Source organism: Streptomyces sp. NPDC107575 (genome assembly GCF_055657265.1).
Genome location: NZ_JBVKBG010000009.1, coordinates 96,065 through 113,256, shown reverse-complemented (window position 1 = coordinate 113,256; position 17,192 = coordinate 96,065). Strand labels below are relative to the sequence as shown.

Below are 17,192 nucleotides of genomic sequence, written 5' to 3'. Positions count from 1 at the left end.
GGAGAGGAGTCGGCCCGGTGCAGGACAACGCGACAGAGGTGACGGCCGCGGGAATCGCCCGGCTCGCCGGGGTGGGGCGCGCCGCCGTCAGCAACTGGCGGCGCAGACACGCGGACTTCCCCAGGCCCGTCGGCGGCACCGAGACCAGCCCCTCCTTCGCGCTCGCCGAGGTCGAGGAGTGGCTGCGCGACCAGGGCAAGCTCGCCGAGGTCCCGCTGCGCGAGCGCGTGTGGCAGCAGCTCGCGGGCCACCCGGCGGGCCCGGTCACCGCACTCCTGCACACGGGCTGCGCCCTGCTGCTCGTGCACGACCGCCCCACGGAATGGCTCGCGCTCGCCGCGGCCGACGCCGCGACCGACCAGGATCAGGACCGGGACCTGGCCCAGCGCCTGTCCGCCGCCCTCGAAGGCGTCCTCACCCCGCGCTTCGGCCACGCCACCGAACGCGCCGTCGCCACGCCGTCGCCCGCCGCCCTGCTGCCGTCGGTGCCGCTGCTGCGCGGCGCCGCCGAACTCGCGGCGGAGCTCGGCGCCCGCGGCACGTTCGCGTTCCTGCTCGGCCGGCACCTCGACGCCAACCCGCGCCAGTACACGCTCACCCCGCCCGGCCCCGCCGAACTGATGGCCGCGCTCGCGGGCCCCGCCGCCACCGCCCTCGACCCGGCCTGTGGCACCGGCGCCCTCCTCGACGCCGTACGCGCCCACGCCCCGCGCCCCGGCCGCACCCTGTACGGCCAGGACTCCTCCGCCGAACTCGCCGCCCTCACCGCCCTCCGCCTCGCCCTCGACGGCAACGGCGGGACGGACGCCCCGGCCGTGCGCACCGCCGCAGCCGACACCCTGCGCGCCGACGCCCTGAGCGACGTACGGGCCGACGTGGTGCTCGCGCACCCGCCGTTCAACGAGCGCGGCTGGGGGCACGACGAACTGGCCTACGACCCGCGCTGGGAGTACGGCCTCCCGGCCCGCACCGAGTCCGAACTGGCGTGGGTGCAGCACGCGTTGGCGCGCCTGACGGACGGCGGCAGCGCCGTGCTCCTGATGCCGCCCACCGTCGCCTCGCGCCGCTCGGGCCGCCGGATCCGCGCCGATCTGCTGCGCCGCGGCGCCCTGCGCGCCGTGATCGCCCTGCCCGCCGGGGCCGTACCGCCCAACAACATCCCGCTGCACCTGTGGGTGCTGCGCCGTCCCGGCGCGGGCGCGCCCGCCGCGCCCGAGCTGCTGCTCGTCGACACGACCGCGCTGGCCGAGTCCGGCGACGTACGGGAGCAGCAGGTGTGGGACGAGGTGCACAGCGCCGTGCTCGACGCCTGGCATGCCTTCGACCGGGACGGCGCGCTGGAGGAGCAGCCGGGCCTCGCGCGCTCCGTGCCCGTCATCGACCTGCTCGACGACGAGGTCGACCTCGCGCCCGCCCGCCGCCTGCCCCCGCCGGTCACGGGAGGCGGCGCCGCGGAGCTGACCGCCGTGCGCGAGGAGCTCGCCGACACGCTGCGGCTCACCACGAAGCTCGCCCCGCGGGCCGTTCCGGACACCACGGCCCCGGCCCGCTGGCCACTGACCACGGTCGGCGAACTGGCGCGCGCGGGCGCCCTGTCGCTGCGCACCGCGGCGCCGGGCGGCGGACCGGGCGGGCACGCGCGCGTACCCGTGCTCACCGATCACGACGTGCTGACGAGCACCGCGCCCTCCGGGGGTGTCCATGCCGCGGAGGACGACCCGGTGATCCTCGAAGTGGGGGACGTCGTCGTGCCGGTGGTCGGTGGCGCCGCCGCCGTCCGCGTCGTCGACGAGGCGGACGCGGGTGCCGCGCTCGGCAGGGGCCTGGCCCTGCTGCGGCCCGAACCGGCCGCGCTCGACCCGTGGTTCCTCGCCGGTTTCCTGCGCTCGACCGCCAACAACCGCCAGGCCTCCAGCTACGCCTCCACCGCCACCCGCCTCGACGTCCGCCGCCTCCAGCTCCCGCGCCTCCCCCTGGCCGAACAGGCGGGCTACGGCGAACGCTTCAAATCCCTCGCCGCCTTCGAGGACACCCTCCGCCGCGCGGCCCGCCTCGGCGAACAACTCGTCCAGGGCCTCCACGACGGCCTGACAGCGGGCACACTTCCACCGGACGAATAGAGCCCCGCCGGCGATTGAGGCGCGGGGTCCGGGGCGGAGCCCCGCGACGTAGGAACGGACCGGCGCCCCCCGGAGGCAACCGTTCCGCTCGACCGGGTGTGAGCGGAGCGACATCCGTTCCGTACAACCCCGGGCCCGTTGTCCGAGTCCGCCTATACGCTCGAAGGAACCGGCATCCCCTTGCCGTGCGTGTTCCAACTCGGACAAGTGACCAGGAGCTGCCATGTACGGGCCCGGCGCGGGACCGCCCCGCCGCGAGAGCGACGGCGCGGCCATCACCCTGAGGGTGCTGTTCCCCGCGCTGTCCGTGCTCACCTGCGGCCTGCTCTCCTGCGCCCCGCTGTTCCGCATCGCGACGCTGCGCCGCAGGCCCGTCGACTGGATCCTGGCGATCGCCTCGCTCCCGGTCGGCATCACGCTGTTCGGCATCGTCGGCTCGCTGCCGGAGGAGGACACGCGCACGGACGTCGCGCTCGCCCTGCTGCTGCTCCTCGCGCTCGGCAGCGCGGTGTACTTCCTCGTGTACGACATACGCAGGCTGCCCAGCGCACCGTCGCCGACCCCCTACGCGCCGACGCCCCCGCAGTCCGCCTACGGCCACCCGCAGCCGCAGCAGCCCTGGCCCGCCGCGCCCCCGCAGCAGCACGCGATGCCCACACAGACCATGGGCACGCCCACGCCCACGCCCGCCCCCGCGCCGCCGCGGAACCAGGCCCCGCCGCCGCACCGCATCGACCAGGTCCGCGCCGAGCTGGACGAGCTGAGCGACTACCTGCGCAAGCAGGACGGCGGCCAGTGACCGGGCAGCCCAAGGCCGGCGGCGGCCGCGTCGTCGCCGGGCGCTACGAACTCTCCACGCTCATCGGCCAGGGCGGCATGGGCCAGGTCTGGACGGCGTACGACCAGCGCCTCGACCGCCGCGTCGCAGTGAAGCTCGTGCGCCCCGACCGCGTCGCCGGCGCCGAGGCCGACGAGCTGCGCCGCCGCTTCCTGCGCGAATGCCGGGTCACCGCACAGGTCGACCACCCCGGCCTGGTCACCGTGCACGACGCGGGCGCCGAGGGCGACGAGCTCTACCTCGTCATGCAGTACATCGACGGGGCCGACCTCGCCGACCACCTCGCCGAGCACAGCCCCTTCCCGTGGCCCTGGGCGGTCGCGGTCGCGGCCCAACTGTGCGCCGTGCTCTCCGCGGTGCACGCCGTGCCGATCGTGCACCGCGACCTCAAGCCGCGGAACGTGATGGTCAAGCAGGACGGCACGCTCACCGTCCTCGACCTCGGCGTCGCCTCCGTCCTCGACACCGACACCACGCGCCTCACCCACACCGGTTCGCCCATCGGCACGCCCGCCTACATGGCGCCCGAACAGGCGATGGGCGGCGCCGTCGGCCCGCACACCGACCTGTACGCGCTCGGGGTGCTGCTGCACGAACTCCTCAGCGGCGACGTCCCGTTCGCGGGCACCACCGCCCTCGGCATCCTCCACCGCCACCTCTACGAGGCCCCCGTCCCGGTCCGCCGGCTGCGCCCCGAGGTGCCGCAGGCCCTGGAGCACCTGGTGCTGCGCCTGCTCGCGAAGGACCCGCAGGACCGCCCGGCCTCCGCCCAGCAGACGTACGAGGAACTGCTCCCGCTGCTGCCCGCGCGCGGCGTCCCCACCGGACGCCCGCTCGACCCCACCCGCCCCTTCCTGCGCCCGCACGCCCCCTGGCCCGACCGCGCCGTCACCCCGGCACCGCAGCCCGCCGGAGCCGACCTCCAGGGCGACCGCCCCGACGTGGCACGGGCCGTCGACGAGGTGAAGGTGCTGCTCGGCGAGGGCCGCATCACGCAGGCCGTCGACATCCTCGGCGCGATCCTGCCCGCCGCGGCCGCCCAGCACGGCGAGCACTCACCCGTCGTCCGCACCCTGCGCAAGCAGTACGCGGCCACTCTCATGGACGACGGCCAGTACCGTCGCGCCCTGCCCGAACTGCGCAGGCTCGCCGACGAGCGGGCGGCGGAAGCGGGCCACGCCGACCCGCAGTCCCTCCAGTTCCGCTACGAGTCCGCCCAGTGCCTCGAAGCCCTCGGCGAACCCGCGGCGGCGCTCGCCGAATACCGCGCCCTCCTGCCGTACTACGAGAACCAGTACGCGACGACGGACCTCAGGCTCGCCCTCGAAGTGCGCCGCCGCATCGGCCAGTTGCTGCTCTCCGTCGGAGACCGGGGCGCGGCCCACGAGACGCTGACCCGGCTGCTGCACGACGCCGAGCGGCTGCACGGGCCCGGCCACCCGTTCCCCGCGGAGGTGCGCCGCACGCTGCAGTGGCTGGGCCAGGTCAGAGGCTGATCCGCGGCGGCTTCCCGTACCTCCGGTACCTCAACTCATGGCGAATCGTTGTCGAAAAGGTGGCCGGGCAAGCGGTCACTGCCTAACATCGATCACCGCCGGACTTTGTGCACCGAAGCACAAACTGCTCGCAGGGAGGCCCACCTTGCACCGCCGCAACAGCCGCCGCACCGTAGTTGCTCTTTCAGTCGCCATCGTCGCAGTCCCCGCCCTGACCGCCTGCGGCAGCGAAGCGCACCCCGGTGCCGCGGCCGTCGTCGGCGGCCAGCGGATCACCGTCTCGCAGCTGGAGAGCCGGGTGAACGAGGTGCGGGACGCGCAGCAGACCGCCACCAAGGACTCCGCGCAGTACGAACAGGCCATCGCCAAGACCGGTGGCCTCACCCGCAACACGCTGCACACGATGGTCCTGGACCGGGTCCTGCACCGTGCCGCCACCGACGCGGGCATCTCCGTCACCCGCAAGGAGATGCAGAGCATGCGGTCCGGCCTGGAACAACAGGCGGGCGGCGCCAAGGCGTTGGAGGTCGCCTGGCTGCAGCAGTACAACGTGCCGCCGAAGCGGCTCACCGAGAGCCTGCGCACGGAGATCGAGGCGCAGAAGCTGTCGACCGCGCTCGGCGCGGACATGCAGACCCCGCAGGGCAAGGCCGTGTTCTGGAAGGCGCTCTCCAGCGCCTCCAAGGAGCTGAACGTCGACCTCAACCCCCGCTACGGAACGTGGGACGTCACCAAGAACAGCCGGGTCGACGCGAAGACCCCGTGGCTGCGGCAGATCACCAAGGAAGCCCCGGCCGGGCAGCGGACGGCGTAGGGCCGGGGGAGTCGGGGTTGTCAGTGGCTTGGGTTACGTTCGAGGGGTGAACGAACCCGAGGCGCACGACCCCCACGCCCCCGCCGACGTCCAGGACGCCGCCGGCCGCGTCGTCCTGCTCACGACCAGCCACCGGGTCGCCCCCGGGCTCCTCTCCTGGCAGGCGTGGCAGACGCTGCGCGCGGCCGACGAGGTGCTGTGCGCCGACGCCGCGCACCCGCAGCTGCCGTACGTGAAGGACGCGGGCGTCCGGGTCACGATCGCCTCGCCCACCGCCCGCGAGCTCGTCGACCGCTGCGCCGACGGCGGGCGCACGCTGGTCGTCCTCGCCACCGCCGAGGGCGACCGGCAGCTCACGGACGGCCTGGCGCGGCTCGCGGGCTCGGGCCGCGAGCAGATGCCGAACCTGGAGCTGCTCCCCGGCTCGTACGACCTGCCGGGCGCCCGCCTCCTCGACCTCGTCCAGGTCATGGACCGCATCCGCCGCGAGTGCCCCTGGTCGAAGCTGCGCACCCACGAGGACCTCGCCAAGTACGCGATCGAGGAGGCGTACGAGCTGGTCGAGGCCATCGAGGCGGGGGACAGGGAGGAGCTGCGCGAGGAACTCGGCGACGTCCTCCTCCAGGTCGTCTTCCACGCGCGCATCGCCGAGGAGGCCTCCGGCGACGACGAGCCGTTCTCCGTCGACGACGTGGCGGGCGGCATCGTCGACAAGCTCATCCACCGCCACCCGCACGTGTTCGGCGACGAGAGCGCGGCCACCCCCGAGGAGGTCCGGGAGATCTGGCTCCGCAAGAAGGGCGAGTCCAAGCGCCGCGCCTCGGTCACGGACGGCGTCCCCCTCGGCCAGCCGGGCCTCGCCCTCGCCGCCAAGCTCGGCTCGCGCGTGCGCACGGCGGACCTGGACGTCCCGGTCCCCTCGGGCGAGGGCGTCGGCTACGAGCTCCTGACGCTGGCCCTGCGCGCCGAGGCGGAGGGCGTCGACCCGGAGGCGGCCCTGAGAGCCGCCGCCCGCGCCTACCGGGACGCGGTGCGGACCACCGAGGGCCTCACCGGCGAGTAGCGCCCGTTACGGTCAGGTGGTGACCGAGAGCCCCACCCCCTCCAGCGCCCCCGAACTCTTCAGCTGGGAGTTCGCCGGCGATCCGTACCCCGCCTACGCGTGGCTGCGCGAGCACGCGCCCGTGCACCGCACCACGCTGCCGAGCGGCGTCGAGGCCTGGCTGGTCACCCGGTACGCGGACGCCCGCCAGGCGCTCGCCGACCAACGGCTCAGCAAGAACGCGGACCACCACGACGAGCCGAGCCACGCCAAGGGGAAGACGGGCATCCCCGGCGAACGCAAGGCCGAGCTGACCACCCACCTCCTCAACATCGACCCGCCGGACCACACCCGGCTGCGCCGCCTCGTCTCGAAGGCGTTCACCCCGCGCCGAGTCGCCGAATTCGCGCCGCGCGTCCAGCAGTTGACGGACGACCTCATCGCCGCCTTCGAGGCGAAGGGCGAGGCCGACCTCATCCACGACTTCGCCTTCCCCCTCCCCATCTACGCCATCTGCGACCTCCTCGGTGTCCCGAGCGAGGACCAGGACGACTTCCGTGAGTGGGCGGGCATGATGATCCGCCACGGTGGGGGACCGCGCGGCGGCGTGGGTCGGGCGGTGAAGCGGATCCGCGCGTACCTGGTGGAGCTGATCCACCGCAAGCGCAACGACCCGGGCGACGACCTCATCTCCGGCCTGATCAGCGCCTCCGACCACGGCGAACACCTCACGGAGAACGAGGCCGCTGCGATGGCCTTCATCCTGCTCTTCGCCGGTTTCGAAACCACCGTCAACTTGATCGGCAACGGCACGTACGCGCTGCTCACCCACCCCGAGCAGCGCGAGCGCCTGCAGCGGTCGATCGCGGCGGGGGAGCGGGGCCTGCTGGAGACCGGGGTCGAGGAACTGCTGCGCTTCGACGGGCCGGTGGAGATGGCCACCTGGCGGTTCGCCAGGGAACCGCTGACCATCGGCGGCCAGGAGATCGGCGCCGGGGACCCGGTCCTCGTCGTGCTGGCCGCCGCCGACCGCGACCCGGCGCGCTTCACCGAGCCGGACACCCTCGACCTCTCCCGCCGCGACAACCAGCACCTCGGCTACGGGCACGGCATCCACTACTGCATCGGCGCCCCGCTCGCCCGCCTGGAGGGACAGGCCGCTCTCGGCACGCTCCTGAGCCGCCTCCCGGACCTGCGACTTGCGGTGGAACCGACCGATTTGCGGTGGCGCGGCGGGCTCATCATGCGCGGACTGCGCACGCTCCCGGTGGAGTTCACCCCGCGTCAGAACCCGGCCGGAACTGACGGACCGTCAACAATGTGACTTTCACGTGATCTACGCTGCATCGACTTGTGACAGGCGTTCGAGTGCAGCTACGTTCACGGATCATCGCGACACATGCACAACCCGCACCACTCGCACCACCCGTCGCGCGTAGCAGCATCAGTCTCGCGAAAGGCAAACGCATGCTCTCCGGGAACGGTCGTCACCGTCGCCCCCGTCAGGCCCCTGCTCTCGTCGTCGCCGCCGGAGTCACCGGCAGCGCCATCGCGATCCCGCTGTTCGCCGCGAGCGGCGCGAGCGCCGCGACCACGCAGGCGTGGGACAAGCTCGCCGAGTGCGAGAGCGGCGGGCAGTGGAGCCTGGACGCCGGCAACGGCTACTACGGCGGTCTCCAGTTCACGCAGGAGAGATGGGAGGAGTACGGGGGGCTCGACTACGCCCCGCGTGCCGATCAGGCCAGCCGCTCGCAGCAGATATCCGTCGCCGAGAAGGTTCTCGGCGACAAGGGCCCGAGCGCCTGGCCGATGTGCTCGCTCACCTCGGACCTCACCAAGGACGACGGCTCGGCGGACGTCGACCCGGGCGTGTCCGCGTCGCCGTCGGCGCAGCCCTCCGACTCGTCCGACACCGATGCGGACGGCGCGTCGGACGAGGACGCCGACGCCGACAAGACCGCTTCCTCTTCCCCGGACGCGACGGATTCGGGAGACGCGGATTCGGGAGACAAGGGTCACGAGGAGTCCGTCGACCCCGAGGCGTCGGACGGCCCGTCGGCCGACGAGTCGGGCGATACCTCCGGTAACAAGGCCGAGGACTCCTCGACCCCGTCAAGTGACAAGTCCCACGCGCCTTCTGGCGACGCCCCCGCCGAGACGGCCGCACCGTCCGCCTCGCCCTCCGGTGCGGCCTCGGACGACTCCTCCTCCGGCCGCCACCGCGGCGACCGCGCCGACGACGACGGTTCCGGCTCCCGTACGGGAGAGGGCCGTCACGCCTCGCGCGACGACAAGCGCGCCGGCGACACGTACGAGGTGCACGCCGGCGACAACCTCTGGGACATCGCGAAGGCCCAGGACGTGCACGGCGGCTGGGACGCGCTCTACGAGCGGAACAAGGAGACGGTCGGTACCGACCCAGACCTCATCCTTCCTGGTCAGAGCCTGGATCTTGGGGACGGATCGGACAAAAGGTAGCGGGGGTTCAGGTCGGTTGAGGGGGCTTTGTCCGATGTCGATCGAGTGAGACATGGGTCTCAAAGCCCCTGATCGACTTTGAAATCGGGCGGATCGACCGCTTACGTTCGTGACCGCTCGCTTCAGCGGGCCCCGACGGATGTCACGCCGAATCCTGCCAACGTCCGTACGGGAACAGTCGTCGCGTAAGCGCCGTAGGCAGGAGCGGGGGACCCAGGTAAGCCGCCCTTCCGGGAGACCGGACGGGCTTGGGGTTAAGCAGCGCACAAGGATGCGTCTGCCGGGCACTCACTGGCCCGAACCCGACAGCTCACCTCGCAGGCGTCGGTGAGGAGACATCTCCATGCTGTTTTCCGGCAAGAACAAGCACCGCCGCCCGTCCAAGGCCGTCCGCGTCGCCACGCTCGGCGGCGTCGCCGCTGCCGCCGTCGCCGTGCCGCTGATGGGTGCGACCTCCGCCTCCGCCGCCACCACCTCCGAGTGGGACCAGGTCGCGCAGTGCGAGTCCGGTGGCAACTGGTCCACCAACACCGGCAACGGTTTCTACGGCGGTCTGCAGTTCTCGTCCTCCACCTGGTCCGCCTACGGCGGCGACCAGTACGCCTCCACCGCCGACCAGGCGTCCAAGGCGCAGCAGATAGCCGTCGGCGAGAAGGTTCTCGCTTCCCAGGGCAGCGGTGCCTGGCCGAACTGCGGCTCGGGCCTCTCCTCCACCCCGAACGAGGGTGGCGGCGACGACTCGTCCGCGCAGCAGCAGGCTCCGAAGCAGGAGACCCAGCAGCGCGCCGACCGTTCCGAGCAGCGCCAGCAGCCGCAGCAGCAGGAGGCCCCCAAGCAGGAGGCCCCGAAGCAGGCCGCCCCGAAGCAGGACACCGTCACCACCCCGACCGGCAACAAGGTCGAGAAGGGCGACGGCGAGTACAAGGTCAAGTCCGGCGACACCCTCAGCAAGATCGCCGAGGCGCACGACACGACCTGGCAGCAGCTGTTCGAGAAGAACAAGGACATCGTCAAGGACGCCAACCTGATCTACCCGGGTCAGCAGCTGCACCTCAGCTAAGACGTCCGGCCCCGCGCAGGGGCCACCGGTCCGCACAGGACCCAAGGCCCTCCCAGGCCATCAGGCACGGGCTCGGCATCGGCGGACGCCGAGCCCCGCCGCACCCCGTCCCCACGGGCCGCTCACTTCGGCGACCTCCGCCCCGGCACAGCCGGGACGGAGGTCGCTGTTTTTGTTCCGTTAAGGAACATTTCGCTAACGGCGTTGTCCACGAGGCGGGCGTTCGGATGGCCGATGAGCGCGAGCCGGTTAGGCTCAGGGGGGCGGGACCCGTTGTTCCGACGGCCGCCCGCACAGCTTCGTCACATCCCAGAAGGAGATGCTCGTGCCGTCCATCGACGTCGTCGTAGCCCGGGAAATCCTGGACTCCCGAGGCAACCCCACGGTCGAGGTCGAGGTCGGCCTCGACGACGGGAGCACCGGCCGCGCGGCCGTCCCGTCGGGTGCCTCCACCGGTGCCTTCGAGGCCATCGAACTCCGCGACGGTGACCCGAACCGTTACCAGGGCAAGGGCGTCGAGAAGGCCGTCCTCGCCGTCATCGAGCAGATCGGCCCGGAGCTCGTCGGCTACGACGCCACCGAGCAGCGCCTGATCGACCAGGCGATGTTCGACCTGGACGCGACCGACAACAAGGGCTCGCTCGGCGCCAACGCCATCCTCGGCGTCTCGCTCGCCGTGGCCCACGCCGCCTCCGAGGCCTCGGACCTGCCGCTCTTCCGCTACCTCGGCGGTCCGAACGCGCACCTGCTGCCCGTCCCGATGATGAACATCCTGAACGGTGGGTCGCACGCCGACTCCAACGTCGACATCCAGGAGTTCATGATCGCCCCGATCGGCGCGGAGTCCTTCTCCGAGGCCCTGCGCTGGGGCGCCGAGGTCTACCACACGCTGAAGAAGGTCCTGAAGAGCAAGGGCCTGGCCACCGGCCTCGGCGACGAGGGCGGCTTCGCCCCGAACCTGGGCTCGAACCGCGAGGCCCTGGACCTGATCCTCGAGGCCATCAAGGAAGCCGGTTACGTTCCCGGCCAGCAGATCGCCCTCGCCCTCGACGTCGCCGCCTCCGAGTTCTACAAGGACGGCAAGTACCAGTTCGAGGGCAAGGAGCGCTCGGCGGCCGAGATGACGGAGTACTACGAGGAGCTCGTCTCCGCGTACCCGCTCGTCTCCATCGAGGACCCGCTGTACGAGGACGACTGGGCCGGCTGGAACGTCATCACCGAGAAGCTGGGCGACAAGGTCCAGCTCGTCGGCGACGACCTCTTCGTCACCAACCCGGAGCGCCTGGCCCGCGGCATCGAGGAGAACTCGGCGAACGCCCTGCTCGTGAAGGTGAACCAGATCGGTTCGCTGACCGAGACCCTGGACGCCGTCGAGCTGGCCCAGCGCAACGGCTTCAAGTGCATGATGTCCCACCGCTCCGGCGAGACCGAGGACGTCACGATCGCCGACCTCGCCGTCGCCACCAACTGCGGCCAGATCAAGACCGGCGCCCCGGCCCGCTCCGAGCGCGTCGCCAAGTACAACCAGCTGCTGCGCATCGAGGAGATCCTGGACGACGCGGCGGTCTACGCCGGTCGCTCCGCGTTCCCGCGCTTCAAGGGCTGAGCTTCCCTGACGCTGTAGATACGTACGTCCCCGCACTCGGTCCCGTACCGTGTGCGGGGACGTACGTACGTGAGCGGGGAGGCGGAAGCAGGCGATGCCCGGAAAGGTGCGGGACAGGGACTCCAGAGAGCGCTTCTCGACGGCCACCCGCCTGCGCGTGCTGGGCGAGCAGACCGCCGAGCGCGTCTACCGCTCGCAGAACAAGCGGCAGGCCCGCCGCTCCCGGCTCACGGGCCGCGCGGCCCTGCTCGCCCTCGTCCTGTGCACCCTCGTGGTCGCGCTCGCGTACCCGATAAGGCAGTACGTGTCGCAGCGCGGCGAGATCGAGGACCTGCGGCGCCAGCAGCAGGAGGCCAAGGAACGGGTCGACAAGCTGCGCGACCAGAAGGCCCGCTGGCAGGACGACTCGTTCGCCGAGCAGCGGATCCGGGAGCGCCTGCACATGGTGATGCCGGGCGAGACCGGCTACGTGGTGCCGAGCGAGCGCACCGCGGCCGAGCGCGCCGAGCAGGGCGCGGAGGACCGCCCCTGGTACTCCAACGTCTGGGACGGCGTCGACAAGGCCGACCAGGCGGACAACTGACAAAGACTGAAGGAAACACCCGAGCGATGGAAACTCCCCCGCCGCAGACCGAGCCCACCGCGCCCACGGACGCCGACATCCAGGCGTTCAAGGAGCAGCTGGGGCGCCCGCCGCGCGGCCTGCGCGCCATCGCGCACCGCTGCCCCTGCGGCAACCCGGACGTGGTCGAGACGGCGCCGCGCCTGGAGGACGGCACCCCGTTCCCGACGACGTACTACCTCACGTGCCCGCGTGCGGCGTCGGCGATCGGCACGCTCGAGGCCAACGGCGTGATGAAGGAGATGACGGAGCGGCTCAAGACGGACCCTGAGCTGGCCCGTCAGTACCGCGCGGCCCACGAGGACTACATCGCCCGCCGCGACGCCATCGAGGTCCTGGAGAACTTCCCGAGCGCCGGCGGCATGCCCGACCGTGTGAAGTGCCTGCACGTCCTGGTCGGCCACTCGCTGGCCGCGGGCCCCGGCGTGAACCCGCTGGGCGACGAGGCGATCGCGATGCTCCCGGAGTGGTGGCGCAAGGGCGCGTGCGTCACGTCCGGTCCCACCGACTGACCTTCTTCCCCCCACCCCGCCCCTTCCCGAAAGTCCTCAATCGCCGGACGGGCTCGGAGTTCAGTCCCGCCGGACGGGCTCGGAGTTCATCCCTGCCGGACGGGCTCGAAGTTCAGTCCCGCCGGACGGGCCGCCTCAATCGCCGGCGGGGCTTGAAAATCAAGCCCCGCCGGCGATTGAGGCGCGGGGGTCTGGGGGCAGCGCCCCCAGCGGCTTACCGCAACCACACGACGACCTGAGGAGCCCACCCACCATGACCAGGGTCGCCGCCATCGACTGCGGCACCAACAGCATTCGCCTTCTCGTCGCGGACGCGAACCCGGAAACCGGTGAACTCGTCGACCTCGACCGTCGGATGACGATCGTGCGGCTCGGCCAGGGCGTCGACAAGACGGGCCGGCTCGCCCCGGAGGCGCTGGAGCGGACGTTCGCGGCCTGCCGCGAGTACGCCGCGATCATCAAGGAACACGGCGCAGAGAAGCTCCGCTTCGTGGCGACCTCGGCGTCCCGCGACGCCGAGAACCGGGACGACTTCGTGAGCGGCGTCCTCGACATCCTGGGCGTCGAGCCCGAGGTCATCACCGGTGACCAGGAGGCGACGTTCTCCTTCACGGGTGCGACGAAGGAACTCACCGGCCGCGCCGACCTCGACAAGCCCTACCTGGTCGTCGACATCGGCGGCGGCTCCACCGAGTTCGTCGTCGGCGACGACTCCGTGCGCGCCGCCCGCTCCGTGGACATCGGCTGCGTACGGATGACGGAGCGCCACCTCGTCGGCGAGGACGGCACGGTCACCGATCCGCCCACCCCGGCGCAGATCGAGGCGATCCGGCAGGACATCGGCGAGGCCCTCGACCTGGTCGACCGGACCGTGCCGCTGACCGAGGCCCGCACGCTGGTGGGCCTGGCCGGCTCGGTCACGACCGTGTCCGCCCTCGCGCTGGGCCTGAGCGAGTACGACTCGGCGGCGATCCACCACTCCCGGATCTCCTACGACAAGGTCGCCGAGCTGACCGACTGGCTGCTGGCGTCCACGCACGACCAGCGCGCCCTGAAGCCGGTCATCCACCCCGGCCGGGTCGATGTCATCGCCTCGGGCGCGCTTGTGCTGCGGCTCATCATGGAGCGGACCGGGGCGCGCGAGGTGGTCGTGAGCGAGCACGACATCCTCGACGGGATCGCCTGGTCCATCGCCTGAACCGGGCCCCGAAAACGGGCCCGAGAACGTCTCTCCTGAGCACCCCGCGCAGCGTCTGAGCGCCGTGCGGGGCGCTTCTGGCACCCCGCCACGACACGCTGTCGGGAAAGTTCGTGAACTTCTTCACAAGGAAATCGGCCCACTTGGTGGCTGTTACGCGTTCTCGGGCCCGTTCGGGGGCTCGCGGGGGCGCTCCCGCGGGTCGCGCGTGAGGTTGCCGCAGTGTTGCGGGCCGGTTGCGGACCGAAGTGGTCCAGTACCGCCAAATGCTCACTGTGGCTGCTCAAGAGGGGTGAGCAACGTCTGGGACGGTGCCGTGGTTCCCCCGTCGTGTCATGACATGGGTCACGTGGGCGGCGCAGTGTAGCAGAGCCCCCCTACAAGCTTGTGAAGGGGCGCACGAGCACCCCCCGCCAGTCGGGTGGATACTCGATGGCATGAGCACCACGGAGCGTCCCAGGATCCTCATTGTCGGGGGTGGGTACGTAGGCCTGTACGCGGCGCGTCGCATCCTTAAGAAGATGCGCTACGGCGAAGCGACCGTCACGGTCGTGGACCCGCGCTCGTACATGACGTACCAGCCCTTCCTCCCCGAGACCGCCGCCGGCAGCATCTCGCCGCGCAACGTCGTCGTCCCCATGCGACGCGCTGTGCCGGGCGCCGAGATCCTCACCGGCCGCGTCACCTCCATCGACCAGGACCGCAAGGTCGCCTCCGTCGCGCCGATCGTCGGCGAGGCGTACGAGGTTCCCTTCGACTACCTGGTGATCGCGCTCGGCGCGGTCTCCCGCACCTTCCCGACGCCGGGCCTCGCCGAGGCCGGTATCGGTATGAAGGGTGTCGAGGAGGCCGTCGGCCTGCGCAACCACGTCCTCGAGCAGCTCGACAAGGCCGAGTCGACCACGGACGAGGAGATCCGCCGCAAGGCGCTCACCTTCGTCTTCGTCGGCGGTGGCTTCGCGGGCGCCGAGACCATCGGTGAGGTCGAGGACCTGGCGCGCGACGCGGCCAAGTTCTACAAGAACGTGAAGCGCGAGGACATGCGCTTCGTGCTCGTCGACGCCGCCGACAAGGTGCTGCCCGAGGTCGGCCCGGAGCTCGGCGTCTACGGCCGCAAGCACCTGGAGTCCCGCGGCATCGAGGTCTACCTCTCCACGACGATGCCGTCCTGTGTCGACGGCCACGTCGTCCTCAGCAACGGCCTCGAGGTCGACTCCAACACCATCGTGTGGACCGCGGGCGTCAAGCCGAACCCGGCGCTCTCCCGCTTCGGTCTGCCGCTCGGCCCGCGTGGCCACGTCGACGTCGCCGCCGACCTCCAGGTCGCCGGTACGGACTACATCTGGGCCGCGGGCGACAACGCCCAGGTCCCGGACCTGGTCGGTCGCGCCAACGGCAACCCGAACGCCTGGTGCCCGCCGAACGCCCAGCACGCCATGCGCCAGGCCAAGGTCCTCGGCGACAACGTGGTGTCCGGCATGCGGGGCTTCCCGCAGGCGGACTACAAGCACGCCAACAAGGGTGCGGTGGCCGGTCTCGGCCTCCACAAGGGCGTCGCGATGATCGTCATGGGCAAGATGAAGATCAAGCTCAAGGGCCGGCTCGCCTGGTACATGCACCGCGGCTACCACGGTCTGGCCATGCCGACCTGGAACCGCAAGGTCCGTGTGATCGCCGAGTGGACGATCAACATGTTCCAGAAGCGCGACATCACCGCGCTCGGCGCCCTGGAGACTCCGCGCGAGGAGTTCTACGAGGCCGCCAAGCCGGCTCCGAAGCCCGCGGCCGAGGCGCCGAAGGCGGAGGAGAAGAAGGACGACAAGGTCGAGGAGAAGGCCAAGGCCTCCTGACCTGCAGTTAGCCCAGTCCGAAGGGGTCGCTCGCCATCCGTGGTGCGGGCGGCCCCTTCGGCGTTCCCGCACCCATATGCATGGTGGCTACAGGTATTTTGCCCTTCCGTGACTCGGTAACGGGACTGCGCAGGCGCCCTGTCGGTGTTTACGTGGTGTTGAACCGTTCCGGGATTTCCGAGAATCGTCTCGTCACGGAGGTGTCCGCCATGCAGAACGCCGCACAGCGGCTGAAGAATCTCGCCGAGCAGTTGTTCGGCGTCGAACTCCCGGTGCGCCTGCGCGCCTGGGACGGCTCGGAGGCGGGCCCTCCGGACGCCCCCGTGCTCATCGTCCGCAGCCGTCGCGCCCTGCGCCGACTGATGTGGAAGCCGGGAGAGTTGGGTCTCGCCAGGGCCTGGGTCGCGGGCGACCTGGACGTGGAGGGCGACCTGTACGCGGCCCTCGACCGGATGGCAGGACTGATCTGGGAGCGGGACCCCGACGAGGACGCCGAGAGCTCCAGGAGCCTCGCGCAGGCCCTCAGGGACCCCAAGGTGCGCTCCGCGGCCAAGGAGCTGGTGAAGCTCGCCGGCAGCCCGCTGCCGCCCGCCCCGCCGCCCGAGGAGATGCGCAGGGGTGGCCGTCTCCACCTGCACACCAAGGGCAGCGACAAGCAGGCCATCAGCCACCACTACGACGTGGGCAACGACTTCTACGAGCTGGTCCTCGGCCCGTCGATGGTCTACTCGTGCGCCTACTGGGAGTCGCCAGAGGCGGGGCTCGAATCGGCCCAGCGCGACAAGCTGGAGCTGATCTCCCGCAAGCTGGAGCTGAAGCCCGGCATGCGGCTGCTCGACGTGGGCTGCGGCTGGGGCTCCATGGCGATCCACGCCGCGCGCGAGCACGGCGTGAGCGTCGTCGGTGTCACGCTCTCCCAGGAGCAGGCCGCGTACGCCAGGAAGCGGGTCGCCGACGAGGGTCTGACCGACCGCGTCGAGATCCGCGTCCAGGACTACCGCGACGTGCGCGACGGCCCGTACGACGCGATCTCGTCCATCGGCATGGCCGAGCACGTGGGAGCCGAGCGGTACCTGGAGTACGCGTCCGACGTGTACGCCCTCCTCAAGCCCGGCGGCCGGCTGCTCAACCACCAGATCGCGCGGCGGCCGCAGCGGGACGAGTCGGCGTACGAGGTCGACGAGTTCATCGACGCGTACGTCTTCCCGGACGGTGAGCTCGCGCCGGTCGGCTCCACGGCGGGGCTGCTCGAGCGGGCCGGGTTCGAGGTGCGGGACGTCGAGGCGATCCGCGAGCACTACGCGCTCACGCTGCGCCAGTGGGTCAGGAACCTGGAGGCCCGCTGGGCCGAGGCCCTGAGGCTGGTGAGCCCCGGCAGGGCCCGGGTCTGGCGGCTCTACATGGCCGCCTCCGCGCTCAGCTTCGAACGCAACCGCATCGGGGTCAACCAGATCCTCGCGGTGCGGACGCCGGAGAGCGGGGCGTCGGGGATGCCGTTGCGGGCCCGCAGCTGGAACGTCGTCAGTTAGCCCTTGGAGCAAGCGAATCGGGGCGCA

14 protein-coding genes and 1 riboswitch are annotated in these 17,192 nt (G+C 71.5%); all 14 genes read left to right on the top strand.

Annotation, left to right across the window (positions count from 1 at the left end; translation table 11 throughout):
- The first annotated feature begins 17 nt into the window (after positions 1-17).
- The 14 genes from ACZ7L4_RS36680 (at position 18) to ACZ7L4_RS36615 (ending at position 17,165) form a co-directional block, all read left to right on the top strand.
- Entirely contained in the window at positions 18-2,120 is a 2,103-nt protein-coding gene (locus ACZ7L4_RS36680) for an N-6 DNA methylase (RefSeq protein ID WP_472109381.1), read from the top strand.
- 223 nt (positions 2,121-2,343) lie between these two features.
- Positions 2,344-2,919: a hypothetical protein gene (locus ACZ7L4_RS36675; protein ID WP_472109380.1), complete on the top strand. Its 576-nt coding sequence runs from the start codon at positions 2,344-2,346 to the stop codon at positions 2,917-2,919.
- On the top strand, positions 2,916-4,454 hold the full coding sequence (locus tag ACZ7L4_RS36670; RefSeq protein ID WP_472109379.1) for a serine/threonine-protein kinase: 1,539 nt from the start codon (positions 2,916-2,918) through the stop codon (positions 4,452-4,454). The genes ACZ7L4_RS36675 and ACZ7L4_RS36670 overlap by 4 nt, the downstream gene beginning before the upstream one ends.
- 145 nt (positions 4,455-4,599) lie before the next feature.
- Entirely contained in the window at positions 4,600-5,268 is a 669-nt protein-coding gene (locus ACZ7L4_RS36665) for a SurA N-terminal domain-containing protein (protein ID WP_472109378.1), read from the top strand.
- 46 nt (positions 5,269-5,314) lie between these two features.
- The gene (locus ACZ7L4_RS36660) at positions 5,315-6,331 is read left to right on the top strand and encodes a nucleoside triphosphate pyrophosphohydrolase (RefSeq protein ID WP_472109377.1); all 1,017 of its coding nucleotides are present in this window, start codon (positions 5,315-5,317) and stop codon (positions 6,329-6,331) included.
- Between the two features lie 19 nt (positions 6,332-6,350).
- Positions 6,351-7,634 (top strand): cytochrome P450 family protein, encoded by a 1,284-nt coding sequence (locus ACZ7L4_RS36655; protein ID WP_472109376.1) that lies wholly within the window; start codon positions 6,351-6,353, stop codon positions 7,632-7,634.
- A 143-nt stretch (positions 7,635-7,777) separates the two neighbouring features.
- A complete protein-coding gene (locus ACZ7L4_RS36650) occupies positions 7,778-8,788 on the top strand; it encodes a transglycosylase family protein (protein WP_472109375.1) in 1,011 nt (336 codons plus the stop codon).
- A gap of 180 nt (positions 8,789-8,968) precedes the next feature.
- Positions 8,969-9,127, top strand: a riboswitch (cyclic di-AMP (ydaO/yuaA leader).
- Positions 9,128-9,131: 4 nt separating this feature from the next.
- The gene (locus ACZ7L4_RS36645; protein ID WP_472109374.1) at positions 9,132-9,848 is read left to right on the top strand and encodes a transglycosylase family protein; all 717 of its coding nucleotides are present in this window, start codon (positions 9,132-9,134) and stop codon (positions 9,846-9,848) included.
- 325 nt (positions 9,849-10,173) lie between these two features.
- Entirely contained in the window at positions 10,174-11,454 is a 1,281-nt protein-coding gene (gene eno / locus ACZ7L4_RS36640; RefSeq protein ID WP_399237548.1) for a phosphopyruvate hydratase, read from the top strand.
- 94 nt (positions 11,455-11,548) lie between these two features.
- Positions 11,549-12,037 carry an FtsB family cell division protein gene (locus tag ACZ7L4_RS36635; RefSeq protein WP_472109373.1) on the top strand — a complete coding sequence of 163 codons (489 nt, stop codon included), beginning with the start codon at positions 11,549-11,551 and terminating at the stop codon, positions 12,035-12,037.
- A gap of 26 nt (positions 12,038-12,063) precedes the next feature.
- The gene (locus ACZ7L4_RS36630) at positions 12,064-12,588 is read left to right on the top strand and encodes a DUF501 domain-containing protein (RefSeq protein ID WP_472109372.1); all 525 of its coding nucleotides are present in this window, start codon (positions 12,064-12,066) and stop codon (positions 12,586-12,588) included.
- 253 nt (positions 12,589-12,841) lie between these two features.
- Positions 12,842-13,786, top strand: coding sequence for a Ppx/GppA phosphatase family protein (locus tag ACZ7L4_RS36625; protein ID WP_472109371.1), 945 nt, complete (start codon positions 12,842-12,844; stop codon positions 13,784-13,786).
- 437 nt (positions 13,787-14,223) lie between these two features.
- A complete protein-coding gene (locus tag ACZ7L4_RS36620) occupies positions 14,224-15,636 on the top strand; it encodes an NAD(P)/FAD-dependent oxidoreductase (RefSeq protein ID WP_472109370.1) in 1,413 nt (470 codons plus the stop codon).
- A gap of 209 nt (positions 15,637-15,845) precedes the next feature.
- Positions 15,846-17,165, top strand: coding sequence for a class I SAM-dependent methyltransferase (locus ACZ7L4_RS36615; RefSeq protein ID WP_472109369.1), 1,320 nt, complete (start codon positions 15,846-15,848; stop codon positions 17,163-17,165).
- Positions 17,166-17,192 lie beyond the last annotated feature (27 nt).